Source organism: Pragia fontium DSM 5563 = ATCC 49100 (assembly GCF_900112475.1).
GTDB classification, from domain to species: domain Bacteria; phylum Pseudomonadota; class Gammaproteobacteria; order Enterobacterales; family Enterobacteriaceae; genus Pragia; species Pragia fontium.
This window is the reverse complement of the sequence record NZ_FOLW01000001.1, coordinates 84,414-111,396: the sequence shown is the minus strand read 5'-3', so window position 1 is coordinate 111,396 and position 26,983 is coordinate 84,414. Positions and strand designations below refer to the sequence as shown.

Sequence of the window (26,983 nt, the reverse complement as noted above, 5' to 3'; positions counted from 1 at the left end):
AGAATAAGGAAACAACCATGTCGGAAATTGTAAATCAAGACGTGGATCCGATTGAAACCCGCGATTGGTTGCAGGCGATCGAATCGGTCATCCGTGAAGAAGGCGTTGAGCGTGCTCAATATCTGATTGATCAGGTTATGGCGTCTGCACGTAAGGCCGGCGTTAATTTACCGTCAGGTGCATCATCTACCAGCGATTATATTAATACCATTGCACTGGCTGATGAACCTGCGTATCCGGGTAACCTCGATTTAGAGCGCCGTATTCGTTCTATTATCCGTTGGAACTCTATCATGACCGTACTGCGCGCTTCCAAGAAAGACTTGGAACTGGGCGGTCACATGGCCTCTTTCCAGTCATCTGCGACCATCTATGAAGTGTGTTTTAACCACTTCTTCCGTGCTCGTAATGCGAAAGACGGCGGTGACTTGGTGTATTTCCAAGGTCACATTTCCCCAGGAATCTATGCCCGTGCCTTCCTTGAAGGCCGTCTGACTGAAGAGCAGATGAATAACTTCCGTCAGGAAGTTCACGGTAAAGGACTGTCTTCTTATCCGCACCCTAAACTGATGCCTGAATTCTGGCAGTTCCCGACCGTTTCCATGGGTCTGGGTCCAATCAGTGCGATTTATCAGGCTCGCTTCCTGAAATATCTGCATCACCGTGGCCTGAAAGATACTTCTGCACAAACCGTTTACGCGTTCCTTGGTGACGGTGAGATGGATGAGCCAGAATCTAAAGGTGCAATTACCATTGCTACCCGTGAAAAACTGGATAACCTGGTCTTCATCATCAACTGTAACCTACAGCGTTTAGATGGTCCTGTAACCGGTAACGGTAAAATCATCAATGAACTGGAAGGCATTTTCAGCGGTGCTGGCTGGGATGTTATCAAGGTTATGTGGGGCAACCGTTGGGATGAGCTGCTGCGTAAAGACACCAGTGGTAAACTGATTCAGTTAATGAACGAAACCGTCGACGGTGACTACCAGACATTTAAGTCTAAGAACGGTGCTTACGTTCGTGAACACTTCTTCGGTAAATACCCAGAAACAGCTGCATTAGTCAAAGATATGACTGACGATGAAATCTGGGCATTAAACCGTGGTGGTCATGACCCAAGAAAAGTTTATGCAGCACTGCAGAGAGCGCAGGAAACTCAGGACAAACCAACCGTTATTCTGGCTCACACCATCAAAGGTTATGGTATGGGTGAGACTGCGGAAGGTAAAAACATTGCGCACCAGGTTAAGAAAATGAATATGGAAGGGGTTCGTCAGTTCCGCGACCGCTTCAATGTGCCTGTGGCCGATGCAGACATCGAAAAACTGCCATTCCTGACGCTGGAAAAAGATTCTGAAGAGTACAAATATCTGCATGAGCGTCGTGAAGCGCTGCAGGGTTATGTACCAACTCGCTTACCAGCATTTACCGAAGCGCTGACGATTCCTGCACTGGATGATTTCAAAGGTTTGCTGGAAGAGCAAAACAAAGAAATTTCTACCACTATTGCTTTCGTTCGTGCATTGAACGTGATGCTGAAAGATGCCTCTATCGGGCCTCGTTTAGTACCAATTCTGGCTGATGAAGCGCGTACTTTCGGTATGGAAGGTCTGTTCCGTCAAATCGGTATTTATAGTCCTAAAGGCCAGCAGTACGTTCCTCAGGATCGTGAGCAAGTTGCCTACTATAAAGAAGATGAGAAAGGTCAGATTCTGCAAGAAGGTATTAACGAACTGGGTGCTGGCGCATCATGGTTGGCTGCTGCCACATCTTACAGCACCAACGATTTACCAATGATTCCGTTCTACATCTACTACTCCATGTTTGGTTTCCAACGTATTGGCGACCTGTGCTGGATGGCAGGTGACCAACAAGCGCGTGGCTTCTTGGTTGGTGGTACTTCTGGTCGTACGACGCTGAACGGTGAAGGTTTACAGCACGAAGATGGTCATAGCCATATTCAGGCGCTAACCATCCCTAACTGTATCTCTTATGACCCAACTTACGCTTATGAAGTCGCGGTCATCATGCATGACGGTTTACAGCGCATGTACGGTAATCAGGAAAACGTTTACTACTACATCACTACGCTGAACGAAAACTATCATATGCCAGCCATGCCTCAGGGCGTTGAAGAGGGTATCCGTAAGGGTATCTATAAGCTGGAAACGGTGAAGGGTAAAGACGGTAAAGGCCATGTTCAGTTAATGGGCTCTGGTTCTATTCTGCCTCACGTACGTGAAGCGGCTCAGATTCTGGCAAATGACTACGGCATTACTTCTGACGTTTATAGCGTAACGTCATTCACTGAACTGGCTCGTGATGGTCAGGATTGTGAGCGTTGGAACATGCTGCATCCGCAAGAAACTCCGCGTGTGCCATATGTTGCTCAGGTGATGAATGATGCACCAGCGGTTGCTTCTACCGACTATATGAAGCTGTTTGCAGAACAAATTCGTAACTTTATTCCAGCCAGCGATTTCCGCGTACTGGGTACGGATGGCTTCGGTCGTTCCGACAGTCGTGAAAACCTGCGCCACCACTTTGAAGTAGACGCATCTTATGTTGTGGTTGCTGCTCTGGGTGAATTGGCTAAACGTGGTGAAGTGAATACCAGCGTTGTGGCTGAAGCGATTACCAAATTTGGTATCGATGCAGACAAAGTTAACCCACGTCTGGCATAAGAGGTAAAGATTAAATGACTATTGAAATCAAAGTGCCGGATATTGGTGCTGACGAAGTAGAAGTAACCGAGCTTCTGGTGAAACCAGGTGACAAAGTTGAAGCTGAACAGTCACTGATCACCGTTGAAGGCGACAAAGCTTCGATGGAAGTACCTTCACCGCAGGCCGGTGTAGTAAAAGAAATTAAAATTCAGGTCGGTAGCAAAGTGTCTACTGGTTCACTGATTATGATTTTCGAAGCTGATGCGGCTGCGGCTGCACCAAAAGCAGAAGCTCCAGCGGCGGCTCCAGTAGCCAGCGCGCCAGCGGCTTCTGCTGCCAAAGATGTTCAAGTTCCTGATATCGGCGGCGATGAAGTGGAAGTGACTGAAATTTTGGTCAAGGTTGGCGATACCGTTACAGCGGAGCAGTCACTGATTACTGTTGAAGGCGATAAAGCCTCAATGGAAGTGCCAGCACCGTTTGCCGGCACGGTAAAAGAGATCAAAATTCAGGTTGGTAGCAAAGTGTCTACCGGTTCACTGATTATGGTATTCGAAGTGGCGGGCGCAGTGCCTGCTGCGGCGAGTGCACCTGTTGCGGCACCATCAGCTCCGGCAGCATCAGCGGCTAAAGATGTTCAAGTACCGGATATCGGTGGTGATGAAGTTGAAGTCACTGAAGTGATGGTGAAAGTCGGCGATAAAGTTGAGGCTGAACAATCACTGATCACCGTTGAAGGCGATAAAGCTTCAATGGAAGTGCCAGCGCCATTTGCCGGTATCGTAAAAGAAATCAAAATTCAGGTAGGCAGTAAAGTGTCTACCGGTTCACTGATTATGGTGTTTGAAGTGGCTGGCGCGGCCCCTGCGGCAGCAAGTGCACCAGCTCCGGCTGCCGCGCCAGTTGCAGCGGCTAAACCTGCTGCCCCAGCTTCTGCCGGTAGCAATGAGTTTACTGAGAACGATGCCTACGTGCACGCAACGCCGGTTATTCGTCGTATTGCGCGTGAATTCGGTGTTAACCTGGCAAAAGTTAAAGGTACGGGTCGTAAAGGCCGTATTCTGAAAGAAGACGTTCAGGCTTATGTGAAAGATGCGGTTAAGCGCGTTGAATCTGGTGCAGCTGCCGGTGCTGGCGGTTCTATGCCAGGTCTGCTGCCTTGGCCGAAGGTTGATTTCAGTAAGTTCGGTGAAGTTGAAGAAGTTGAACTGGGCCGTATCCAGAAGATCTCTGGTGCTAACCTGCATCGTAACTGGGTGATGATCCCGCACGTTACGCAGTTTGATGAAACCGATATCACTGATGTAGAAGCATTCCGCAAACAGCAGAACGCTGAAGCAGCGAAGAAAAAATCAGACCTTAAAATCACCCCGCTGGTGTTTATCATGAAGGCTGTGGCAAAAGCGCTGGAAGAAATGCCTCGCTTTAACAGTTCACTGTCTGAAGACGGTCAAAAACTAACGCTGAAGAAATACATCAACGTTGGTGTTGCTGTGGATACGCCAAATGGCTTGGTTGTACCGGTGTTCCGTGACGTGAACAAGAAAGGGATTGTTGAGCTGTCTCTTGAGCTGGCTGAAATCTCCAAGAAAGCACGTGCAGGTAAACTGACGGCCTCTGATATGCAGGGTGGTTGTTTCACGATTTCTAGCCTGGGTGGTATTGGTGGTACGGCATTTACACCAATCGTTAATGCCCCTGAAGTGGCTATTCTGGGCGTATCTAAATCGTCTATGAAGCCAGTTTGGAATGGTAAAGAGTTTGCTCCGCGTCTGATGTTACCACTGGCACTCTCTTACGATCACCGCGTGATCGACGGTGCTGATGGTGCTCGCTTTATCAGCTTCATTAATAACGCGATGTCCGACATCCGCCGTTTAGTGATGTAATTTGAGGGCCGGCGGTGAGCCGGCCTTTTAATTGTTGCCTAGCTCAGAATTATCGACACTCCGGTTTGCAGAATTGTTATGTTTCTGTAAACTAAAGTGGTTGTAGAGGTTCCGGCAAAGCAAGCTATGATGAAACGAAACCAACGCCGGTTGCCCGGGAAAATAATTAAGAGGTCATAGATGAGTACTGATATAAAAACTCAGGTTGTGGTACTTGGGGCAGGTCCCGCGGGTTATTCAGCAGCTTTCCGCTGTGCGGACTTAGGTCTGGATACCGTTATTGTTGAGCGCTATTCCACGTTAGGCGGTGTGTGTTTAAACGTAGGTTGTATTCCTTCAAAAGCACTGCTTCACGTTGCTAAAGTGATTGAAGAGGCTAAAGCCTTAGCGGTACACGGTATTGTTTTTGGTGAGCCAAAAACCGATATTGATAAAGTCCGCGTTTGGAAAGAAAAAGTTATCGATCAACTGACCGGCGGTCTGGCTGGTATGGCTAAGATGCGTAAGGTTCAGGTGGTTAATGGTTACGGCAAATTTGTCGGTCCAAACACCATTGCGGTAGAAGGCGAAAACGGCATAACGAATATTAATTTTGATAATGCGATTATCGCTGCCGGTTCTCGTCCTATTCAATTGCCGTTTATTCCTCATGAAGACCCACGCATTTGGGATTCTACTGATGCATTAGAGCTGAAAAGTGTGCCTAAGCGTCTGTTGGTGATGGGTGGTGGTATTATCGGACTGGAAATGGGTACCGTTTACCATGCTCTGGGTTCACAAATTGACGTAGTAGAAATGTTCGATCAGGTGATCCCTGCTGCGGATAAAGACATAGTGAAAGTTTTCACTAAACGCATTAGTAAGCAGTTTAATCTGATGCTGGAAACCAAAGTGACTGCCGTTGAAGCGAAAGAAGACGGTATCTATGTCACGATGGAAGGTAAAAAAGCACCGGCTGAGCCTCAGTGTTATGATGCCGTTCTGGTTGCTATCGGTCGCACACCTAACGGTAAGCTATTGGAAGCAGGTAAGGCTGGCGTTGAAGTTGATGACCGTGGCTTTATCCATGTTGATAAGCAAATGCGTACCAATGTACCGCATATCTATGCTATTGGTGACGTTGTTGGTCAACCGATGTTGGCGCATAAAGGCGTTCATGAAGGTCACGTTGCTGCCGAAGTTATTTCTGGTAAGAAACACTATTTTGATCCGAAAGTGATCCCATCCATTGCTTATACTGAACCTGAAGTTGCATGGGTTGGTTTAACCGAGAAAGAAGCGAAAGAGAAAGGGATTAACTATGAAGTATCCACTTTCCCATGGGCGGCCTCCGGTCGTGCTATTGCTTCTGACTGTTCAGATGGTATGACTAAGCTTATTTTTGATAAAGAATCTCACCGTATTATCGGTGGTGCCATTGTTGGTACTAACGGCGGTGAGTTGCTGGGTGAAATTGGCCTGGCAATCGAAATGGGCTGTGATGCGGAAGATATTGCACTGACTATCCATGCGCACCCAACGTTGCATGAATCAGTTGGTTTAGCTGCTGAGGTTTATGAAGGTACTATTACTGACCTACCAAACGCAAAAGCTAAGAAAAAATAATAGCCTGTTGTGCTAGATGAATAAAAAAAACCGCTTCGGCGGTTTTTTTATGTCGAAAATTTACGTCATATATTTCTACTATTCCTATCCTATTTAATTCCCTTTCTGTTGTTTATTGTTAAAAAGATATGACAGTATCATTTTTTGCAATGAAAAATATGATGCCGGGTTCCGTAATTATTTTTAATTGAAAATTATCTTTGTGATAACAATGTTGTTTTTTAATGATTTCGATGCGTTGTAGATAAAAAATAAATTAAATAAAAAACAATAAATTAAAAAAAGATAAGCCAAGGCGTCACATTATGGCTATTTTTTATCATTTTGTGCCATAGGTCAAAATTTTAACATTTAGTTAATTTTTGATTTGATAATTCGCGACGCGAAAAATATGCTTAAACTGACTAAACATTACAAAAACCCACTCAGTAAGGATTTCAGAATGGGTTTACTTAACGAAGTATTATCTTGGAGGCGGCTAGGATGATGGTGAAGAATTTTTTTAAAAGAAAATATTTAGCATATGTTATCGCCGGTGCCACAATGGCTTCCGGTCAGTTCTTTGCCCCAGCTGCTTCAGCGGAAGAAGGTAAGGGATTTATTGAGGATTCTACCTTGACCGGTGGCATTTACTATTGGCAACGCGAGCGCGATCGTAAAGATATCTCTACTGGTCACTATGAAACCAACCTGTCTCATTCTACCTGGAACGCCAATCTGGATTTTAACTCCGGTTATGCTGCCGATATGTTTGGTCTTGATCTTGGGGTGTTTACCGCTATTGAAATGGGTGAGGCTCATGATAGTGGTCACCCGAACGAAATTGCCTTCTCTTCCAAAAACAGAACCTATGAAGAAGATTATTCCGGGGATAAGAGCGGAATCAGCCTGTATAGAGCGGCAGCTAAATTTAAGTATGGCCCGGTTTGGGCAAGAGCAGGTTACATTCAGCCAACGGGGCAGACGCTATTAGCGCCACACTGGAGTTTATTACCGGGTACATATCAAGGTGCCGAAGCTGGCGCTAATTTTGACTACGGTAGCGCAGGTGCGCTGAGCTTCTCTTATATGTGGGCCAATGAATATAAGGCTCCATGGCATACGCAAACTGATAATTTCTATCAAAACGATAAAAAGACCAAAGTTGATTATTTGCACTCTCTCGGTGCGAAGTATGATTTTAAAAACGATTTTGTGCTGGAAGGCGCCTTTGGTCAGGCACAAGGTTATGTGAATCAGTATTTTGCTAAAGGTTCTTATAAGTTTGACGTGGCGGGTCATCCGATGACCACCAGCTACCAGTTCTACGGTACCGAAGATAAGGTCAGCGGCGGTGGCGTTAACGATATTTATGATGGCTTAGCTTGGACTCAGGCATTAACCATGGGCTACAAAGTTGACCAGTTTGATTTCCGTCTGGAAGGTACTTGGATCAAGGCGGAAGGTAATCAAGGTTTCTTCCTGCAGCGTATGACGCCTACCTATGCCTCATCTAACGGTCGTTTAGATATCTGGTGGGATAACCGCTCAGACTTTAACGCCAACGGCGAAAAAGCCGTATTTGGCGGTGTAATGTATGACTTAAGTAAGTGGGATCTGCCGGGATGGGCGGTTGGTGGTTCTTACGTCTATGCCTGGGATGCAAAACCGAGTACCAACCCGATATACGATCAAAGCCAACGCTTGAAAGAGAGTGCTTACAGCTTAGATGCGTTGTACACCATACAGGAAGGGCGGGCAAAAGGGACGTTATTTAAACTGCACTTCACTCAATACGACAATCACTCAAATAATCCTAGCTGGGGCGGCGGTTACGGCAACGTCTTCCAGGATGAGCGCGATGTTAAATTTATGGTGATTGCACCGTTTACTATTTTCTAATGTTTCTATGCCCCATTTAGCCATAGCTAAGTGGGGCTTTTTAACAGGAGTTGCTGTATGAAAAAGCTATTACTTATTGTTGCTATGACCGTTGGTTTAAGTGCTTGCGCATCTCAGTCAGAAAATACCCAAGAAGAATCAGATTTGAAGCAGGCCTACAGTAATTGCATTAAAACCGCAGAAGGGGCAGTCGAAAAGGTTCAGGCCTGTCAGTCTATTTTAGCGGTGCTGAAGCAGGACGAAAAGCATCAAGCATTTGCTGAAAAAGAGACAGTCCGCGTACTGGATTATCAAAATTGTATTCAGGCCGCAGAGACTGGGAACGGTCAGGCTTATGCCAAGCAGTGCGGAAAAATATGGCAAGAAATTCGTGCGAATAATGAATAATTGAAATGGAGCAAGTTAAGCATGCAAAAGTTTAAACTCAGTACCATTGCCGCATTAGCTGCCAGCTGTAGCTTTATAGGTGCCGCTAATGCCGATCAGAAAACCGTCGATCAACTCAGCCATTTTAAAGTTAATTACCAAATCGTCGACAATCAGGCCGCCGATCACGGCGTCGATTGCAGTGCGTTGGGTGCTGACTGGGCATCCTGTAATAAAGTCACCATCACTTTAACTAACCCATCAGCGGAAGTGAAAGGTAAAGACTGGGCTATCTATTTCCACAGTATCCGTCAGATCTTACGCGTTGATAATGACCAATTTAAAATTACTCACGTGACCGGTGATTTACATAAGCTGGAACCAACGGATAAATTCACTTCATTCCCGGCCAATAAAGCGGTTGAAATTCCGATTATTGTTGAATACTGGCAAATCTTCAAAACTGACGTGATGCCGCGTTGGTACGCGGCTTCTGAAGGGGCTAAAGCTAAAGTAATTACCAGTACTGATACTGAAGATTTGAGCAAATTCAGCGGGCCATTAGCCGGCAATAACTTTGGTGATACCTGGAAACGCACCAAAGACGATCACAACATTTTGATGAATACGGAAAACCGTTTTGCCAAGAATGCTGATGTAAACGTGCTACCGGCCACAGAGTTACGCGGACAAATCATTCCTACTCCGATGGAAGTGACGGTACATGAGCAAGATGTTGATCTGAGTAAAGGCATCTCTCTGGAAGCCAAAGACTTGGATAAAGCGGCTACTGAAGCGGTATTGAAACACTTTAAAGCTTTAGGTGTTGCTTCAAACGCATCAGGCTATCCAATTAAAGCTACCGTTTCAAAAGAGGCTTTCAAAGGGCCAATGGCCGCATCAGGCGCATATGAGCTGAACATCGGTGAGAAAGGGGCTGAAATTACGGCCTACGATCAAAGCGGTATTTTCTACGGCCTGCAATCAATGCTTTCCCTATTACCAGCTGATGGCAGCAAGAAAATTGCTACATTAGATGCAAAAGATGCGCCGCGCTTTGAGTACCGCGCTATCTTCCTTGACGTTGGGCGTAACTTCCATTCTAAGGCAGCGGTACTGCGTTTATTGGATCAAATGTCGGCCTATAAGCTAAATAAATTCCACTTCCATCTTAGTGATGATGAAGGTTGGCGCATTGAGATTCCGGGGCTACCTGAGCTGACAGACGTCGGCAGCAAGCGCTGTCATGATTTAACTGAGAAAAGTTGTTTGCTACCACAGTTAGGTTCAGGCCCGGATAGCAATAATAATGGCTCTGGCCACTTCAGTCGTGCTGACTATATTGAGATTGTTAAATACGCCAATGCGCGTCAAATTGAAGTGATTCCTGAAATCGATATTCCTGCCCATGCCCGCGCTGCTGTAGTATCGATGGAGGCACGTTACGATCGCTTGCATAAAGAGGGTAAGGAAAAAGAAGCCAATGAATACCGTCTGTTGGATCCAACAGATAATTCAGTGACGACCTCGGTTCAATTCTACGATCGTCATAGCTATCTGAACCCATGTCTGGACTCGTCTAAGCGCTTTGTTGATAAAGTGATAGGCGAAATTGCTACTATGCACAAAGAAGCTGGTCAGCCGCTAACGACCTGGCATTTCGGTGGTGATGAAGCGAAAAATATCCGCTTAGGTGCGGGTTATCAGGATATCAACGCTGAGAAGAAAGAAGCCTTTAAAGGCACCATTGATCAGAGCAAAGAGGACAAACCTTGGGCTAAGTCTCAGGTATGTCAGACGATGATTAAAGATGGCAAAGTGGAAGATTTTGAGCATTTACCAAGCCACTTTGCATTAGAAGTGAGTAAGTTAGTTAATGCTCACGGCATTGAAAAAATGCAAGCATGGCAGGATGGATTGAAAGATGCCAAAGACGCCAAAGCCTTTGCTACCAAGAATGTGAGCGTGAACTTCTGGGATACCCTGTACTGGGGTGGATTTGACTCCGCCAATGACTGGGCCAATAAAGGTTATCAGGTCATTATCTCCAACCCGGATTATGTCTATTTTGATTTCCCTTATGAGGTGAATCCTCAAGAGCGCGGTTACTATTGGGGAACTCGCTTCAGCGATGAGCGTAAAGTCTTTGCCTTTGCACCAAATAACCTGCCGCAAAACGCTGAGACTTCCGTTGACCGTGATGGCAACGCCTTTAGCGCTAAGAGCGATAAAGAATGGCCGGGATCGTATGGTTTATCCGGACAAGCCTGGAGCGAAACGATACGTACCGACGATCAGATGGAATATATGCTTTACCCTCGTATATTACCGCTGGCAGAACGCGCGTGGCACCGTGCGGCCTGGGAACTGGACTACCAGAAAGGGAAAGAGTTTAAAGGTGGAGAGACGAAGTTTGTTGATCAAACTGCTCTGAACAAAGATTGGGTATTGTTCGCCAATATCGTTGGCCAGCGCGAACTCGCGAAGCTGGATAAAGCCGGCGTTGCTTATCGCTTACCTGTTCCTGGAGCTAAAGTGGTGGATGGCAAGCTGGAAGCCAACATTGCTCTGCCGGGCATGATTATTGAATACTCGGCTGACGGTGGTAAGAGCTGGAAACGTTACGATGATAAAGCTAAGCCTGCTGTGAAAGGCGAAGTTTGGGTTCGTAGCCAAAGCCATGATGGTAAGCGTTTTAGCCGGGCAGAACCGGTAAGTGTGAAATAGCATTACCATTCCTGTTCCGGCCGATTTATTGCGCCGGAACAGGGGACATAATGATATTGCAAACAGATCGTTACACTCTGCGTCCATGTCATAATTTGTCTATCGTTGTTCTCTGTTGGAGTTGTGATTGGTTTCCGGATACCCTGTTTTACTCCGTTTTATGGGTATTATGCGTTAGGGAGGTGAGTATCAAGCGGAGCATAGTTTACTGATTTATATTGGATACTGTGGTTTATCGTACTCTAATCCTGACGGGAACAGCCTCTGGTATTTTTACCAGAGGTTTTTTTATTTATGGGCGCTGAAACCGCAGGGGAAAGGTGAGTTTTGCCCGCTAGCCTTGACTATTTTCATCACGAAAGCCGATAAATAGCAGAGTACAAAAAGCGATAGAGATAGGAAATAGCGCTAACAGGATATATTTCAAACCAAACTTTAATGATGAAATAAAGGGATCCCATTCCAGCTCTGTCATACTGTTATCGGTAACGTGCGGATAGATATCAGGGTGAAAGTCGTAGCTAACAATATGGTTAACCAGCAATAAAGCGAGAGCAGAGATAACGGTAAAGATAATGCAATAGGTATTTGAGCGTTTTTTATGCTTCATTCTGGCATCCTTGCATGAATGATGTGATAGCCTTCTAATATAACTGATTTATAGGCTAAAAACGAACGCTGTTTTTATTGCAAAATTGTAATCAAAATGTAATAAAATGCTATGTGAGATGGGCTCTGATAATATAGTCAAAACAGCGAGTCTATTTGCGTCATAAAGACCATAAAGTGTATATAGACTTTATGTGATTGAACTAACAAAATCTCCGTATATCGCTAGGTTAAATCAGCGCTCTGATGCAATTTACTCTCAGTCCGAATATACCGCAGATAAGCAAGGTTATGGCGATCAAGGCCATAAGTTTGGCTGCTTAAATATAACAATGATCGTGGGGGAAGTCGTCGTGCTAGAGGAATACCGTAAACACGTTGCCGAACGTAGCGCCGAAGGTATCGTGCCAAAACCATTAAATGCAGAACAGATGGCGGGTTTGGTGACATTATTAAAGAATCCACCGGCCGGAGAAGATGCGTTTCTTCTCGATCTTCTGATTAACCGTGTCCCGCCGGGTGTAGATGAAGCTGCTTATGTTAAGGCCGGCTTTCTTGCCGCCTTGGTGAGTGGCGAGGCCAAATCGCCGTTAGTCTCCGCGGAAAAAGCCTTGGAATTACTAGGTACTATGCAGGGCGGCTATAACATTCAACCAATGATTGATGCGCTGGATAATGAAAAGCTGGCACCTATTGCGGTTAAAGAGCTATCTCATACGTTGTTGATGTTCGATAGCTTCTATGATGTGGAAGCGAAAGCCAAAGCGGGCAACAAGTATGCTCAGCAGGTCATGCAATCATGGGCTAATGCAGACTGGTTCTTGTCTCGCCCTGCGCTGGCCGATAAGCTCACCATGACGGTATTTAAAGTCAGCGGTGAAACCAATACCGATGACCTGTCGCCGGCACCAGATGCCTGGTCACGTCCTGATATTCCTTTACATGCGATGGCGATGCTGAAGAACCCTCGCGATGGGATTGTTCCCGATCAGCCTGGTCAAATCGGACCGATCAAAAAACTGGAGGAGCTGAAACAGCAAGGCTTCCCTCTGGTTTATGTGGGGGATGTGGTCGGTACGGGTTCATCACGTAAATCAGCCACTAACTCCGTGTTATGGTTTATGGGCAACGATATCCCTTACGTGCCGAATAAGCGTAGCGGTGGCGTGGTTCTGGGTGGCAAAATTGCACCTATCTTCTTTAATACTATGGAAGATGCGGGTGCCTTACCCATTGAAGATGTCGATGTTTCTAAATTGAATACCGGCGATGTGATTGATATTTACCCGAGAAAGGGTGAGATCCGTCGTCATGACAATAATGAACTGCTGGCAACCTTCTCATTGAAGACCGATGTATTGATGGATGAAGTGCGTGCCGGTGGCCGTATTCCATTAATTATTGGTCGTGGTTTAACCTCAAAGGCCAGAGAATCACTCGGTTTAGCCGCCAGCGATATCTTTGTTCAGGCTCAGTCTGCCCATGCTTCTAGCAAAGGTTATACGCTGGCGCAGAAGATGGTAGGTAAAGCCTGTGGCGTGAAAGGTGTACGCCCTGGTGAATATTGTGAGCCAAAAATGACCTCGGTTGGTTCTCAGGATACCACCGGCGGTATGACGCGTGATGAACTGAAAGACTTAGCCTGTCTGGGATTTTCAGCAGATTTGGTGATGCAGTCCTTCTGTCACACTGCGGCCTATCCAAAGCCGGTAGACGTGCAGATGCATCATTCCCTGCCTGATTTTATGATGAACCGCGGCGGCGTTTCTCTGCGTCCGGGTGACGGTATTATCCACTCATGGCTGAACCGTATGCTGTTACCGGATACCGTTGGTACTGGCGCGGATTCCCATACCCGTTTCCCGATTGGTATTTCCTTCCCGGCCGGCTCAGGTCTGGTTGCCTTTGCTGCTGCGACCGGGGTGATGCCTCTGGATATGCCAGAGTCAGTATTGGTTCGTTTTAGCGGTAAAATGCAACCGGGGATTACCTTACGCGATCTGGTTCATGCCATCCCTTACTATGCGATTCAGCAGGGTTTACTCACCGTTGAGAAGACCGGCAAGAAGAACATTTTCTCCGGTCGAATTCTGGAGATTGAAGGTTTACCGGATCTGAAAGCGGAGCAGGCGTTTGAACTGGCGGATGCTTCAGCGGAACGCTCTGCGGCAGCTTGTACCATTAAGCTGAATAAAGAACCGGTGGCAGAGTATCTGCGCTCTAATATCGTGATGCTGAAGTGGATGATTGCCGAAGGTTATGGTGATGCTCGTACTCTTGAGCGCCGCATAAATGATATGCAAGCTTGGTTGGCGAATCCACAGCTGATGGAAGCCGATTCCGATGCAGAATATGCTGCAGTACTGGATATCGATCTGAATCAGATTAAACAGCCAATTCTGTGTGCGCCAAACGATCCGGACGATGCCCGTTTACTGTCGGATGTCACCGGAGACAAGATCGATGAAGTATTTATTGGTTCCTGTATGACCAATATCGGCCATTTCCGTGCGGCAGGTAAACTGCTGGAAAACTTCAAAGGTAAGTTACCAACTCGCTTGTGGGTAACGCCACCAACCAAGATGGATGCAACTCAGCTCAGTGAAGAAGGTTATTACAGCATTTTTGGACAGAGCGGGGCACGTATTGAAATGCCGGGCTGTTCATTGTGTATGGGTAATCAGGCTCGGGTTAATGAAGGTGCCACGGTGGTTTCAACCTCGACGCGTAACTTCCCTAACCGTTTAGGTAATGGTGCCAATGTTTATCTGGCTTCGGCTGAACTGGCGGCAGTAGCGGCTATACTTGGTCGTTTACCAACAACGGAAGAGTATCTGGCTTATATGGTTGAGGTGGATAAAACCGCTGATGATACCTATCGTTATCTTAATTTCGATCGGTTGAATGAGTATACCAAGAAAGCGGAAGGCGTGATTTTCCAGTCCGCCGTTTGAATGGTTGAAAGGCAATCTTATCCTGTTGCTTAGCAATTGATAATTTTGTCATCAAGTTAACCACGCCAATTGGCGTGGTTTTTTTATTCACGTCAGCATAAACAAAAAAATAAGATAGTCTGGTGGGGTAAGAAGTGCTTATCATGTGTCAGGGTAAGCGCATGGACAATGCTGTGCGTGGGTAGACGTTACATTATGACAGGAGCGTAATATGGACTATGAATTCAGAACTGACGTTACCGGTCAGGTATTTGCCAGTTTTTCGATGGGGCATGAAGCCGTAGGTCATTGGCTCAATGAAGAGGTTAAAAATGATCTGGCGCTGTTGGATGAAGTGGAACAGGCGATAAAACACGTTCAGGGCAGTGAACGGCAATGGCAAAAGATTGGACATGAATATACGTTATGGTTGGATGGCGAAGAAGTGATTGTTCGTGCCAATCAGATGGATCTGGAAGGTGATGAAATGGAGGAGGGGATGTTTTATTACGATGAAGAAAGCCTGTCTCTATGTGGTGTAGAAGATTTTCTGAGTGTATTACAGGCATATCGTCGTTTTTTAGCGGAACGTTAATTACTGTTGGCTTTTGGGCTGGCAGACCAACACAGTAAAGAGCCAATGATAACTAGCGCAACACCTGACCAGAATGCGCTCCCCGGCCAAGTGCTGAGCCATAGGCTAGCCATTAAAATAGAGAACAACGGGGTAAAATAGGATAGCGCAGCCACCAGCGTAACATTACCTTGTCGCATGGCTTTATCCCAGCAGACATAGGCAACCGCCGTAGTGGCTCCCATCAGCAGTAATTCTAATAGCGTATTCGATGACGGTAGCGTATCCGGCATATGGGAAAACAGCGCAGTCATTAGCCATAAGCAGGCTGAGGTGACCAAGAGGAATAGGGGGAGTGCACCCTTACCGCGGCAGTAAATTCTGACCAGATTTGAATAAAGAGCCCATGAAATTGCCGCCGTCGCTGCAAGTAGATAAGCGAGGGGATTTTGTCCGGCATGAGTCACAAATTCAGAGAGGTTTAACGCCCCTCCGCTAACCACCCAAACGACGCCTGCAAAGGCCAAAATAATGCCCGGCCATAGCCACCAGCGTGCTTTAATATTGAGTAATGGTAGCGCCAAGGCCAGCGTTAGACTGGGCCACAGATAGTTGATTAACCCTATTTCCAGCGCCTGAGCCCGGTCGGTCGCCATACCGATAGCCAGCGCAAAGCACACCATATAAATGACAAACAGCGAGCCGCAGCCCCAAATATACGCCGGGCGCTGTTCCTGTAATTTGGGTAGGCCTGTTACGCATAAAACTAATATGCCGCTCACGCTGTAAATCGCTGCACCGGCGCCGAAGGGGCCCAACACTTCTGAAATACTGCGGGTAAGGGCGACGCTCATACTCCACAATAAAATGGCAATGATGCCTGACAACGTTCCGATTCTGGTCATTGAATAATTACACTGACAAAGGTTAAGCCAGAGTTTAACACTATCTTAAGACTTTAGAATCTTGAATATTGTTCAATGAGTTAAAGCTTTTCTAATATGGAAAAGTTGGAAATTAATCCAGATAAATAGGCTTTTACCCCACTTTGGTTCTGGTCTTTTTGGCTAAGGGGGTGAAATTTGCTGTTGGTGATTGGATGAATAAGATAAGTATCGGGATGGTCGGTGAATAAAAACCGGCTACATCTTCAAGGTAGCCGGTTTTTCATTGACGATTACGCTAGCTTAGCAAAGCTACGTTCAGCGGCATCGATGGTGCGCTGAATATCTTCTTTTGAGTGAGCCAGTGACATAAAACCTGCTTCAAAAGCGGATGGTGCTAAATAAACGCCTTCTTCCAACATCAAGTGGAAGAATTTCTTAAAGCGTTCAACATCGCACTGTACAACATCTTGATAGCAGGTCACGCTGTCAGCATCGGTAAAGAAGATACCGAACATGCCGCCCACATAGTTCATTACCAGCGGAATTCCTTGTCTTTGGGCGGCGTTTAGCAGGCCTTCTGCTAGCTGTTTGGTTCTCTCTGCCAACTGTGAGTAAACACCAACATCGGTCAATTGACTCAGGCAAGCATAACCGGCAGCCATAGCAATTGGGTTACCGGATAAGGTACCGGCTTGATAAACCGGTCCAGTTGGCGCGAGTGCCGCCATTACATCCCGACGACCGCCGAAAGCGCCAACGGGCATACCGCCACCGATGATTTTCCCTAAACAGGTCAAATCAGGCGTCACATTATAATAGGCCTGAGCGCCACCCAAGGCGACACGGAAACCGGTCATCACTTCATCAATGATCAGCAGTGCGCCATATTCATCACAAAGCTGACGTAAACCAGGGAGAAAATCCGCAGATGGTGGAATACAGTTCATATTACCGGCAACGGGCTCAACGATAATACAGGCGATATCATTAAGGTTTTGCTCAAACGCCTGACGTACGGTATTCAAATCATTATAGGTACAGGTCAGGGTGTGTTTAGCGAAATCAGCGGGTACACCGGGTGAATTAGGTTGGCCCAAGGTTAAAGCGCCGGAACCCGCTTTTACCAATAGGCAGTCTGCGTGACCATGGTAGCAGCCTTCAAACTTGATAATTTTGTCACGGCCGGTAAAACCACGCGCTAGACGAATTGCGCTCATGGTGGCTTCGGTACCGGAGTTCACCATACGGACCATATCCATAGAGGGAACCAGTTCGGTGACCAGAGTAGCCATTTCAACTTCCATTTCGGTTGGCGCGCCGAAACTTAAGCCACGCTGTACCGCCTCAATTACCGCATCACGAATCACATCATTATTGTGACCCAGAATCATCGGGCCCCATGAGCCCACGTAGTCGATATAGGCTTTATCGTCTGCATCGTACAGGTAGGCTCCGTCAGCGCGTTCAACAAATAGCGGTACGCCGCCCACCCCAGTGAATGCGCGAACCGGCGAGTTAACACCACCCGGAATCACTTGCTGTGCTTGTGCATACAAACTTTCTGATTTACTCATGAATCGGCTCCTGCCTTGTTATTCTGGAGAGGGAATAGAACTTTCAACTATTGTAAAAGAAGTAGGGATAAATATCAGCTTTAGATTGTTTACCAAACTTTTCTGTTCAGCGAAGGATGAGATAGCGTTGATATGGGGGATAATAAAAGCAACCTAAGAACAATAGACGATGGTTTGATTAAGGTGCCGTCGGTGATGTGTTGTAAAATGGCGTTTATCAGCGTACTTTACACGCTAAATTAGTCCTGAGTATTGTAGCAAAGTGCGGTATAATACTTGAACGTTTTAGTCAACTATTAGATAATTATAGGATTACGGGTTTTGCCAGAGTAGCAGACCTGAAACCAGATCTGAAAAATAAGCTGGAGACAATGAATGAGTGATTCAACTGCTTTGCCGCTGGAGTTTACCGAGGCGGCGGCCAATAAAGTGAAGGAACTGATTGCTGATGAAAGTAATCCTGACCTGAAGCTACGTGTGTATATCACCGGTGGTGGGTGCAGTGGTTTCCAGTATGGCTTCACGTTTGATGATAAAGTGAATGATGGCGATATGCTGATAGAGAAGCAGGGCGTGTCGCTGGTGGTTGATCCGATGAGTCTGCAATACTTAATCGGCGGTGCGGTAGACTATACCGAAGGATTAGAAGGTTCACGCTTTATTATCCAGAATCCAAATGCCAAAAGTACCTGCGGATGTGGCTCTTCATTTAGCGTGTAAGTTGTTGTGGTTATTTGGTAAGAAAGAGATGTTTGTGCCCGTGGGCGTAGGGTCTGGAATGGCTACGGGCAGTTATGAGACACATTTATGTGTCTCACCCTTCAAGCGATTCGTCCGCGCCAGATATCGGTTATTTCTCCAAACTAAAGGTAGGTAACTTCAGGTTCCAGCGTATAGCGGCCAAACGGATGGTCAGCGTAATCACCATTCCCAGCATTCCTGACTCTTCTAACCCCAAATTAAAGAAATAATGTGATGCGGCATGAACCGAACCGCCGATAATACAGGCAGTAGCATACACTTCGGTACGCAGTATCATTGGGATCTCACGAGCTAACACATCACGAATAATTCCCCCACCGACACCGGTAAGGACGCCCATGCAGGTGGCGACTAATGGACCGGTTCCGGCAAGAAACGCTTTGTTTACCCCAATACCGACGAATACCGCCAAGCCGATAGCATCCAGTACCGGTAAAATCCATTTTGGCAGGCTGCGAGGGTGGCGTACCACGGCAATGGTAGCGACGCAGGTGACCAGCGCGACCACTAAATCGGTCGGGTCTTTGACCCAAAATACGGGGCCGTTAGCCAGTGCCATATCGCGGATGGTGCCTCCACCAACCGCGGTGACAACCCCTAATACCAGTACGCCAAAGGGATCCATACGTAGTTTTCCGGCTAATAGCACACCGGAGATAGCAAAAACGGCAGTTCCAAGAATATCCAGCCAATAGACTAACATTTACCCGTGCTCCAAATCCTATTAACTAGATGAAATTTCAGATAATTTTTTACAGATGACTTCAGCAGCCAGCATAATTCTTGGGCCACTACGGTTAAACCAGTTTTCAGGTACCGTGATAATAGGAACATCTAACTGTCCGTGCCAGAAGTCTCTGACGTTTTTTGCTTGCGCTTCTTCACCAGAAATAATAATCACCTGAGGCTTGCGAGTAAGTACCTGCTCTCTGCTTACCTGTGGCCAGGGCACCGGGCTATCGGCAAAAATATTTCTGCCGCCGCATAGGGTAACAATTTCACTTTGTAGCGTACTGCCGGAGGTCGTGAATAATGGCTGATGGCTAAATTGTAAGAAGGCTCCGACCGGTGGCTTACTTTGTTGCTGATAGCGCTGCTTTAAGGATTGCTGTTCATCTAGCAAACGGGCGGCGGCTTGATGAGCCTGTGCCGGATTCGGGCTATATTCAGCCAACAGATTCAAGTTGTCAGCGATTCCCTGAATATTCTGCGGATCGGAATAGAGCACTTTAATACCAAAATTGGTCAGCTGATCCAGCATTTTTTGCGGATTGCCTCCCCGCCAGGCTAAGACTAAATCTGGTTTTAACGCGATAACCCGCTCAAGATTGATGCCTTGCCATGAGGCCACTTGCTCCAGCTTTTTCGCTTCCGGTGGATAATCGGAATACGCGCTGGCGGCAATCAGTTTGTCGCCCATACCTGCGGCATAAGCCAGCTCAGTGGTATGGGGGGATAAACTGATCACTCGTTCAGCAACCGCGGATATCGCCGCGCCGCTATACAGATATAGCGAAGAGACTGACAGTAACAGCCACAGCGCCGTTACTGTTTTTTTCATGAAGGTCCGCAGCAGCATTATTGTTTTTCTGCCAGTGTTTTTAGCATAGTGCTGACCATTAAAGATGATTGTTTAGCCGCTAGAGTAAGAAATTCATCGAAACTCAAATGAGATTCCCGATCGGCAACGTCAGAAATTGCGCGCACCACTACAAACGGTGTACCAAACTGATGGCAAACGTGACCGATAGCGGCTGCTTCCATTTCGACGGCGGCAACATTAGGGAAATTGGCTCGAATACGTGCCAGTGGTTCAGCCCCGTTGATAAAGGCGTCTCCGCTGCAAATCAGACCTCTGACCGCATGAAGGTTGCATTGACTGATACAGTGTTCTGCCAGTGCGATTAAATCTTTATCGGCAGGAAAAGCTGCCGGACAGCCAGCCATTTGACCTGGCTCATAGCCGAATGCGGTGACATCAGCATCGTGATAGCGTACTTCATCGGATACCACAATATCGCCAACGTTGAGTGACGGGGCCAGGCCACCAGCAGAACCGGTATTGATAATCAGGTCAGGGCGACAGATTTCCAACAGTAGAGTGGTGCCCATAGCCGCTGAAACTTTACCGATACCTGATTTGAGCAGAGCGACTTCAATGCCGTTAAGGCGGCCGGTATAGATTTCGCAGCCAGCGCGTTTAAAGGTTTCACAATTGTCGATTTGATCACGAAGTAGAGTAACTTCCTGCTCCATTGCGCCGATAATGCCTATTTTCATCGTAATAATCCGTCAGGTTAGGTACATAAATTGGCGCGTAGTCTATCATGCTAATGGACGGAATGAGTCTCTTCTACAACACAGATTTTTGCATCATTTGATTAATCTTTAATCCGTGAGCGGATAATGTATGATTAACTTGGAAAATATTTTATTAAGATGGAAAAAACCACGTAATTTTTCATCGAGATAGGTTGAAAACAGGCAGGCTGCTGGAAACTGAATGTGACAGCGGTAATCGTAAGCAGAATGGGAAAAGGTTATGTCCGGAATTGATTTTAGCAAAAGAATCATTGTTCAGCGTCCTTTTGGCTCGTCACCAGCTCCGGAAGGGGAATACGAGATTACGCGTCAGTTTGAGAGCGATCGCGGGCGTATCATCAATTCTGCTGCTATTCGCCGGCTCCAGCAAAAGACTCAGGTATTCCCATTGGAGCGCAATGCTGCGGTACGTAGTCGTTTGACTCATTCGATGGAAGTGCAGCAGGTTGGTCGTCATATTGCTAAAGAAATTTTCAATCAGCTCAAAAAAGAAGGGCGAATTGAACAGCTTGGTTTGGATAAAACGTTAGACTCCTTTGAAAGCATTGTTGAAATGGCTTGCCTGATGCATGACGTAGGTAATCCACCTTTTGGTCATTTCGGTGAAGCGGCTATTAACAACTGGTTTAGTAAGAGGTTGAATCCCGGTGCTGGGAAGCTGTGTCATTATCCCTGTTTACGCCTGCAAGATGAGCAGCCGGAATTAAACGTTCTCAGGGTGCGTATTTGTCAGGACTTAAGTAATTTTGAAGGGAATGCTCAGGCTATTCGTTTGGTCCATACGCTGTTGAAGCTTAATTTAACCTATTCTCAAGTTGCCTGTATTTTGAAGTATACCCGGCCAGCATACTGGACAGAGGATATACCGGCGGATCGCAGCTACCTGATGAAAAAACCGGGTTACTATCTGGCAGAGGAAGCTTTTATTAACGATCTGCGCAGTAAGCTGGATATGAAGGAATTTAGTCGGTATCCACTGACCTATATTATGGAAGCCGCAGATGATATTTCTTACTGTATTGCCGATCTTGAAGATGCTGTGGAAAAACGCATTTTAACCATTGAGCAGCTTCACGACCGTTTGAAAAATGCCTGGGGTGAGGTGTCTGATGGCGATCTGTTTGATAAAACCATTGGTAACGCGGTACGGAAAATGGAGCAGGGCAGCGGATATCGTCATCGTGAAGATCAGTTCTTTATGTATCTGCGGGTTTATACCGTAGGCAAACTGGTGCCACGGGCGGCTCTACGCTTTATCAATAATTTACCCGCTATTTTCGACGGTAGTTTTAATCAAGCTCTGCTGGAAGATGGTGATGAGGCGTTTAAATTGCTCAGCGCTTTCAAAGATGTTGCGTTGAAATATGTTTTCAATCACGAAGAAGTGGAACAATTAGAGTTACAAGGCTATCGGGTGATCAGTGGGCTATTGGATATTTATAGTCCGCTACTGGATATGCCTATGGCGGATTTTACGCAATTAGTTCGAGAAAATGCCCATCGCCGTTATTTAATTGAAACGCGCTTATTCCACAAGTTGTCGACTAAACATTGTTTAGCTTATCAGGAAGCCATCAGCAAGCTGGGGCATTTGCCTGAATCACAACAAGAGATTAGAGAGCTGTATTATCGCGCCAGACTTATTCAGGACTATATCAGCGGTATGACCGATCTTTATGCTTATGATGAGTATCGTAAGCTAATGGCGGCAGAGTAGTTGGCTACAGAGTAACGCCTTTCTAGTCGCTATGCTTTTGGTTATTTTAACGAAAAGCATAGCGATACCTGTTTTTATCTCACCGGTTTATTTCACTTATCTGCATTACAGTAATATCTTTCTTATTTTAATGAATAACAAAACCTTCTAAATAGAGAGCAGATTGACGGTAATAGATAAATGTGATTGTTGCCTCAATTTGGATAAATAAAACTCAAGTTTGGGCAATTGCACAATGCATACGGCAATCACTACCATTAATCTTGGCTAATTCGCATTATTCCCGGGATGTTGCCATGCCTTTTTACCATCTTGATGCCAAACTCGCTCAAGACATTGTTAACCGCACCATGAAAATTATTGATAGCAATATCAATGTAATGGATGCGAACGGTATGATTATCGGTAGCGGTGATAATAAGCGAATTGGTGAGCTACATGAAGGTGCCTTATTGGCGCTATCTCAGGGTCGCGTGGTAGAAATTAATGATGCCGTGGCGATCAGTTTGCAAGGAGTTCGTCCGGGGATTAATTTGCCTCTGCGGGTAGAAGGCGAGGTTGTTGGCGTTATTGGTTTAACGGGAGATCCCGATCTGTTACGGCAACACGGACAGTTGGTCGGTATGGCCGCAGAAATGATGTTGGAGCAGGCCCGACTGCTGAATATGCTGGCTCAGGATAGCCGGATGCGTGAAGCGCTGGTGCTGAATTTGATCCGTAATGATGAGTTACCCTCATCATTAATGGAGTGGGCACAGCGATTAGGAATAGACCTCAGTCAGCCGAGAGTGGTCACTTTGATTGAACTGGATAGCCGCCGTCAAGGGGCGGATGTTTCCATGAAAGACTTACAGCAACTGCAAAGTTTGCTGACTATACCGGATCGGGAAAACTTGATTGCGATTGTTTCGCTCAATGAAATGGTGGTATTGCAACCTGCATTGAACAGCCATGGTCGCTGGGATGCGGAAGAACATCGTAAACGGGTCGATAATCTGCTACTGCGCATTTCTGAAAATAGCCAGCTTAACGTCAGAGTATCGCTGGGCAACCATTTCTCCGATCCCGGTTGTGTTGCACGTTCATACAGTACGGCAAAAGCAGCAATGACCGTGGGTAAGCAGCGTATGCCCAACCAGAGCAGCTATTATTATCAGGATCTTATGTTACCGGTGTTGCTGGATAGCTTACGCGGCGGCTGGCAAGTGAATGAACTCAATCGGCCATTGACGAAACTAAAAGCGATGGATAATAACGGATTGCTGCGTAGAACATTACAGGCATGGTTTAAGCACAATATGCATCCTGGAGCGACGGTAAAGTCTCTGTATATTCATCGTAATACGCTGGACTACCGATTAAATCGAATCTCGCAAATTACCGGATTAAATTTGAAAAAATTTGACGACCATATGCAACTGTATATCGCATTACAGTTAGATGAAGAATAATCGTTTGTTACTTAACGTGTTGTTACTTAGTGCATTGCAGTTGTTGATATAACGTGATTAGAATACCTGTGATAGAGGCAATAGCTTATTCAGATAGAATTATCTGGATCCGTTGGCGAGTCGTCACCGGATAATCGATATAGCTAAGTTATGCCAGACCATAAGCTGCTGCAAAGTACCTCAGCACACTTTGTGTGCGACGCCTTCGGTTGACCTCCGGCTGAGTACGTCTCCGCAGCTTACGGTATCGTTTTATAGTATTGTCTCTATCCCTAATTTTATATTGACTATGGTACCAATGGACGGAGATAAAAAAGGAGCATATGCCTGATACGGACGTATGGAAATATTGTACCACGGCGCAAATCAAGCAGTTTCTCGTCTCCCTGCGGCTGTTGGGCAACACTGATTGGAGCGATGAAAAGTATATCGCTTCGCTTTATGCCGTTAGCCGTAATATCAACAACCATTATCAACAGACTACCTTGTTAAAGCGAGATGGCACCCAGCGGCATTTACTGGTGCCGGATAAGCTGCTGAAGAAAATTCAAAAAAACATTCTTCGCAATCTATTGCAGGATGTTCCCCTGTCAGCACATGCCACCGCTTATCGTCAGGGAACGGATATCGTCGCTAATGCGCAAGCTCACCTTGGTCAACGACAGATACTTAAGCTAGATATTGTTGATTTCTTTGGCAGCATTACATTTATGATGGTTTGTCGCAGTGTCTTTCCGTCTCTCTACTTTCCTCCATCCGTTGGTACATTATTAACCAATCTATGCTGTTATAACGATGCTCTACCCCAAGGGGCACCAACGTCACCTGCCATTTCAAATATTGTTATGACGCCGTTCGATAACTACATAGGAAAGTGGTGTCAGGAAAGAAAAATTGTTTATACCCGGTATTGTGATGACATGACCTTTTCTGGCGACTTTGAGGCTAAACAGCTAAAAAATAAGGTTCGGGCATTTTTACAGGAAATGGGCTTTTCATTAAACCAGCATAAAACAAAGCTATTTACCTGTCATACCCGACAATTGGTAACCGGCATTGTGGTGAATGAAAAACTACAGGTATCCAGAGAATATCGTAAACAACTGCGGCAGGAACTTTACTTTTGCCAGAAATTTGGTGTGTTGTCACATTTAACTCAAATCAATAACGGTCTTATCGCTAAGCAGGAAGACGTTGAGAGCTACCTTCAGTCTCTATTGGGAAAAGCCAATTTTATTGTGCAGGTTAATCCCCAAGATGCTTACTTTTTGCAAGCCCAATCTCTAATAAAACAGCTGATTCGGACTCATCGGGCAGAATAATTTCTATTGGTTATTTCGGTTTAACTTAGCCGTAATCGGTGGATTAAGAGTGAGGTACTCACCCTTAACCTTTTGCAATGTAAGTGTTTACTTTATCAAGTCACCGGTGCGGGATTAAACACCGCTAATGCGTTATGTAACCCCCAATGATCTGACCAAGGTTTCTTACGACCGCTGGCAACTTCCAGCAGTAGATGAAATAGTTCCCATCCTACTTGTTCAATGCTGGCTTCCCCGGTTGCAATGGTGCCTGCATCGATATCCACCAGATCGAACCAGCGTTTAGCTAAGGCGCTGCGGGTTGACATTTTTATCACCGGCACGGCCGCCAGTCCGTAAGGCGTGCCTCGACCCGAAGTGAAAACTTGTAGTGTAATGCCGGAGGCTAATTGCTGGGTACCGCAGACGAAGTCACTGGCGGGCGTTGCGGCATAAATCAGACCGCGTTTGGTTGGGCGTTGTCCCGGTGAAAGAACCTCGACAATGGCACTTTTCCCAGATTTAGCAATTGAACCCAACGCTTTTTCCACCACGTTAGCCAAACCTCCTTTCTTGTTACCGGGTGATGGATTGGCACTGCGGTCTGTTTCGCCGCTATTCAGGTAATTATCGTACCAGGCCATTTCGCGCAGTAAGTCTTTACCAACCTGCGGATTAATAACCCGTGGCGTGAGTAAATGAACGGCATCTCGGACTTCGGTGACTTCGGAGAACATCACTGTGGCACCACAGCGCACCAGTAGGTCAGAGGCAAAGCCAACCGCAGGATTAGCCGTTACGCCAGAAAACGCGTCACTGCCGCCGCACTGCATTCCTACCACCAGCTCTGAGGCTGGGCAGGTTTCCCGTTGCCGTTTATTCAAACGCTGTAAATGTTTTTCCGCGACCGACATAATTTCGGCCACCATGGCGCCAAAGCCAACGTGTTGTTCATCCTGCAGACGAATAATCGGACTATCAGTCATGATGATCTTTTCAACGTCAGGGGTGCCTTCAAGCAGTCTTTCCGGCTGAAGCTTTTCACAACCGAGGCCAATAACCATCACTTCACCGCCAAAGTTGGGGTTCAGCGCCAGGTTATGAATGGTACGGATAGGGATCACCGCGGCTGGGGCGTTAATTGCCACACCGCAGCCATACAGGTGGTTTAGGCCGACAACGCCATCGACGTTAGGGTATTTAGGGAGTAAATCTCGCTCAATTAGCTTGACGACATAGTCAACGACACCTGCCACACACTGTACACTGGTGGTAATCCCCAGCAGGTTTTTAGTTCCTACACTACCGTCGGCATTGCGGTAACCATCAAAGGTATACCCTTCCAGCGAAGGTAGCGGTGCAGGAGTCTTGGTCGCCAGAGGTAGGGTATCCAACGCAGGCGCTTCAGGTAAAGCCACCAGCGATTCATCAATCCAGCTTCCTTGGGCAATATCACGTAGCGCATAACCGATAATTTCACCGTAGCGCACAATAGCTTGGTTTTGTTGAATAGGGATTAGGGCAACTTTATGTCCCTGTGGAATATGTTCTGTCAGGACTAAACCGCAGCTAAAACGAGTACCGGCGGCTAGACCGTTGTCATTGACCACAATGGCGACATTGTCTTGTTCATCGACTTTTATATAAAGCGGAGTAGTAAGATTGTTATCTTTCTGCATGATAAATACCTTCAATGTTAAAAAATTTTAACGGGTA

Annotated in this window: 19 protein-coding genes; 12 read left to right on the top strand and 7 right to left on the bottom strand. The window is 46.3% G+C overall.

The window, feature by feature from the left end; translation table 11 throughout:
- The first annotated feature begins 17 nt into the window (after positions 1 to 17).
- The 6 genes from aceE to BMZ28_RS00490 all read left to right on the top strand — a co-directional run bounded on the left by aceE (position 18) and on the right by BMZ28_RS00490 (position 11,137).
- The gene (aceE, locus tag BMZ28_RS00515; protein ID WP_047780188.1) at positions 18 to 2,687 is read left to right on the top strand and encodes a pyruvate dehydrogenase (acetyl-transferring), homodimeric type; all 2,670 of its coding nucleotides are present in this window, start codon (positions 18 to 20) and stop codon (positions 2,685 to 2,687) included.
- 14 nt (positions 2,688 to 2,701) lie between these two features.
- Positions 2,702 to 4,558 carry a pyruvate dehydrogenase complex dihydrolipoyllysine-residue acetyltransferase gene (gene aceF / locus BMZ28_RS00510; protein ID WP_074820037.1) on the top strand — a complete coding sequence of 619 codons (1,857 nt, stop codon included), beginning with the start codon at positions 2,702 to 2,704 and terminating at the stop codon, positions 4,556 to 4,558.
- Between the two features lie 180 nt (positions 4,559 to 4,738).
- Positions 4,739 to 6,163 (top strand): dihydrolipoyl dehydrogenase, encoded by a 1,425-nt coding sequence (gene lpdA, locus BMZ28_RS00505; RefSeq protein WP_047780190.1) that lies wholly within the window; start codon positions 4,739 to 4,741, stop codon positions 6,161 to 6,163.
- Between the two features lie 486 nt (positions 6,164 to 6,649).
- Positions 6,650 to 8,044, top strand: coding sequence for a chitoporin ChiP (gene chiP / locus BMZ28_RS00500; RefSeq protein WP_373876075.1), 1,395 nt, complete (start codon positions 6,650 to 6,652; stop codon positions 8,042 to 8,044).
- Between the two features lie 57 nt (positions 8,045 to 8,101).
- On the top strand, positions 8,102 to 8,431 hold the full coding sequence (gene chiQ / locus BMZ28_RS00495) for a ChiQ/YbfN family lipoprotein (protein ID WP_074820035.1): 330 nt from the start codon (positions 8,102 to 8,104) through the stop codon (positions 8,429 to 8,431).
- 21 nt (positions 8,432 to 8,452) lie between these two features.
- Positions 8,453 to 11,137, top strand: a complete 2,685-nt coding sequence (locus BMZ28_RS00490) for a beta-N-acetylhexosaminidase (protein WP_047780192.1) — start codon at positions 8,453 to 8,455, stop codon at positions 11,135 to 11,137.
- 334 nt (positions 11,138 to 11,471) lie between these two features.
- On the opposite strand, the gene BMZ28_RS00485 is transcribed toward BMZ28_RS00490, so the two are convergent.
- The gene (locus BMZ28_RS00485) at positions 11,472 to 11,747 is read right to left on the bottom strand and encodes a hypothetical protein (RefSeq protein ID WP_047780193.1); all 276 of its coding nucleotides are present in this window, start codon (positions 11,745 to 11,747) and stop codon (positions 11,472 to 11,474) included.
- 352 nt (positions 11,748 to 12,099) lie between these two features.
- Between BMZ28_RS00485 and acnB the strand changes: the two genes are divergently transcribed.
- On the top strand, positions 12,100 to 14,700 hold the full coding sequence (gene acnB, locus BMZ28_RS00480) for a bifunctional aconitate hydratase 2/2-methylisocitrate dehydratase (protein ID WP_047782516.1): 2,601 nt from the start codon (positions 12,100 to 12,102) through the stop codon (positions 14,698 to 14,700).
- Positions 14,701 to 14,911: 211 nt separating this feature from the next.
- Positions 14,912 to 15,274 (top strand): protein YacL, encoded by a 363-nt coding sequence (yacL, locus tag BMZ28_RS00475; protein WP_074820033.1) that lies wholly within the window; start codon positions 14,912 to 14,914, stop codon positions 15,272 to 15,274.
- Here the strand turns inward: yacL and yddG are convergent.
- Both yddG and hemL read right to left on the bottom strand, forming a co-directional pair.
- Positions 15,271 to 16,158, bottom strand: a complete 888-nt coding sequence (gene yddG / locus BMZ28_RS00470) for an aromatic amino acid DMT transporter YddG (protein ID WP_074820031.1) — start codon at positions 16,156 to 16,158, stop codon at positions 15,271 to 15,273. The two genes, yacL and yddG, sit on opposite strands and share 4 nt — an antisense overlap.
- A gap of 272 nt (positions 16,159 to 16,430) precedes the next feature.
- Positions 16,431 to 17,714, bottom strand: coding sequence for a glutamate-1-semialdehyde 2,1-aminomutase (gene hemL / locus BMZ28_RS00465; RefSeq protein ID WP_074820030.1), 1,284 nt, complete (start codon positions 17,712 to 17,714; stop codon positions 16,431 to 16,433).
- A 375-nt stretch (positions 17,715 to 18,089) separates the two neighbouring features.
- Here hemL and erpA point away from each other — a divergent pair, with 375 nt between their 5' ends.
- On the top strand, positions 18,090 to 18,434 hold the full coding sequence (gene erpA, locus BMZ28_RS00460) for an iron-sulfur cluster insertion protein ErpA (protein WP_074820028.1): 345 nt from the start codon (positions 18,090 to 18,092) through the stop codon (positions 18,432 to 18,434).
- Between the two features lie 130 nt (positions 18,435 to 18,564).
- Here erpA and BMZ28_RS00455 read toward each other — a convergent pair whose 3' ends face one another.
- Genes BMZ28_RS00455 through mtnN form a run of 3 tightly spaced genes read right to left on the bottom strand, consistent with a single transcriptional unit; the run spans position 18,565 to position 20,756 of the window.
- Positions 18,565 to 19,179, bottom strand: a complete 615-nt coding sequence (locus tag BMZ28_RS00455) for a TRIC cation channel family protein (protein ID WP_047780198.1) — start codon at positions 19,177 to 19,179, stop codon at positions 18,565 to 18,567.
- Between the two features lie 21 nt (positions 19,180 to 19,200).
- On the bottom strand, positions 19,201 to 20,037 hold the full coding sequence (gene btuF, locus BMZ28_RS00450) for a vitamin B12 ABC transporter substrate-binding protein BtuF (protein ID WP_074820582.1): 837 nt from the start codon (positions 20,035 to 20,037) through the stop codon (positions 19,201 to 19,203).
- Positions 20,038 to 20,054: 17 nt separating this feature from the next.
- Positions 20,055 to 20,756 carry a 5'-methylthioadenosine/S-adenosylhomocysteine nucleosidase gene (mtnN, locus tag BMZ28_RS00445; protein WP_047780199.1) on the bottom strand — a complete coding sequence of 234 codons (702 nt, stop codon included), beginning with the start codon at positions 20,754 to 20,756 and terminating at the stop codon, positions 20,055 to 20,057.
- Positions 20,757 to 21,018: 262 nt separating this feature from the next.
- On the opposite strand from mtnN, the gene dgt reads away from it, so the two are divergent.
- The 3 genes from dgt to BMZ28_RS00430 all read left to right on the top strand — a co-directional run bounded on the left by dgt (position 21,019) and on the right by BMZ28_RS00430 (position 25,288).
- The gene (dgt, locus tag BMZ28_RS00440) at positions 21,019 to 22,515 is read left to right on the top strand and encodes a dGTPase (RefSeq protein WP_074820024.1); all 1,497 of its coding nucleotides are present in this window, start codon (positions 21,019 to 21,021) and stop codon (positions 22,513 to 22,515) included.
- Between the two features lie 296 nt (positions 22,516 to 22,811).
- On the top strand, positions 22,812 to 23,966 hold the full coding sequence (locus BMZ28_RS00435) for a CdaR family transcriptional regulator (RefSeq protein WP_074820022.1): 1,155 nt from the start codon (positions 22,812 to 22,814) through the stop codon (positions 23,964 to 23,966).
- A 323-nt stretch (positions 23,967 to 24,289) separates the two neighbouring features.
- Complete coding sequence (locus BMZ28_RS00430; RefSeq protein ID WP_074820020.1) at positions 24,290 to 25,288, top strand: reverse transcriptase family protein; 999 nt, start codon at positions 24,290 to 24,292, stop codon at positions 25,286 to 25,288.
- Between the two features lie 95 nt (positions 25,289 to 25,383).
- Here BMZ28_RS00430 and garD read toward each other — a convergent pair whose 3' ends face one another.
- On the bottom strand, positions 25,384 to 26,946 hold the full coding sequence (garD, locus tag BMZ28_RS00425) for a galactarate dehydratase (RefSeq protein ID WP_074820017.1): 1,563 nt from the start codon (positions 26,944 to 26,946) through the stop codon (positions 25,384 to 25,386).
- Positions 26,947 to 26,983: the final 37 nt, after the last annotated feature.

Coding starts and splice junctions, on each gene's coding strand:
- BMZ28_RS00435 (WP_074820022.1), top strand. CDS start 22,812: ATGCCTTTTTACCATCTTGATGCCAAACTCGCTCAAGACATTGTTAAC.
- BMZ28_RS00490 (WP_047780192.1), top strand. CDS start 8,453: ATGCAAAAGTTTAAACTCAGTACCATTGCCGCATTAGCTGCCAGCTGT.
- yacL (WP_074820033.1), top strand. CDS start 14,912: ATGGACTATGAATTCAGAACTGACGTTACCGGTCAGGTATTTGCCAGT.
- chiP (WP_373876075.1), top strand. CDS start 6,650: ATGGTGAAGAATTTTTTTAAAAGAAAATATTTAGCATATGTTATCGCC.
- hemL (WP_074820030.1), bottom strand. CDS start 17,714: ATGAGTAAATCAGAAAGTTTGTATGCACAAGCACAGCAAGTGATTCCG.
- garD (WP_074820017.1), bottom strand. CDS start 26,946: ATGCAGAAAGATAACAATCTTACTACTCCGCTTTATATAAAAGTCGAT.
- erpA (WP_074820028.1), top strand. CDS start 18,090: ATGAGTGATTCAACTGCTTTGCCGCTGGAGTTTACCGAGGCGGCGGCC.
- mtnN (WP_047780199.1), bottom strand. CDS start 20,756: ATGAAAATAGGCATTATCGGCGCAATGGAGCAGGAAGTTACTCTACTT.
- chiQ (WP_074820035.1), top strand. CDS start 8,102: ATGAAAAAGCTATTACTTATTGTTGCTATGACCGTTGGTTTAAGTGCT.
- aceE (WP_047780188.1), top strand. CDS start 18: ATGTCGGAAATTGTAAATCAAGACGTGGATCCGATTGAAACCCGCGAT.
- yddG (WP_074820031.1), bottom strand. CDS start 16,158: ATGACCAGAATCGGAACGTTGTCAGGCATCATTGCCATTTTATTGTGG.
- btuF (WP_074820582.1), bottom strand. CDS start 20,037: ATGAAAAAAACAGTAACGGCGCTGTGGCTGTTACTGTCAGTCTCTTCG.
- lpdA (WP_047780190.1), top strand. CDS start 4,739: ATGAGTACTGATATAAAAACTCAGGTTGTGGTACTTGGGGCAGGTCCC.
- dgt (WP_074820024.1), top strand. CDS start 21,019: ATGTCCGGAATTGATTTTAGCAAAAGAATCATTGTTCAGCGTCCTTTT.
- BMZ28_RS00485 (WP_047780193.1), bottom strand. CDS start 11,747: ATGAAGCATAAAAAACGCTCAAATACCTATTGCATTATCTTTACCGTT.
- BMZ28_RS00455 (WP_047780198.1), bottom strand. CDS start 19,179: ATGTTAGTCTATTGGCTGGATATTCTTGGAACTGCCGTTTTTGCTATC.
- aceF (WP_074820037.1), top strand. CDS start 2,702: ATGACTATTGAAATCAAAGTGCCGGATATTGGTGCTGACGAAGTAGAA.
- BMZ28_RS00430 (WP_074820020.1), top strand. CDS start 24,290: ATGCCTGATACGGACGTATGGAAATATTGTACCACGGCGCAAATCAAG.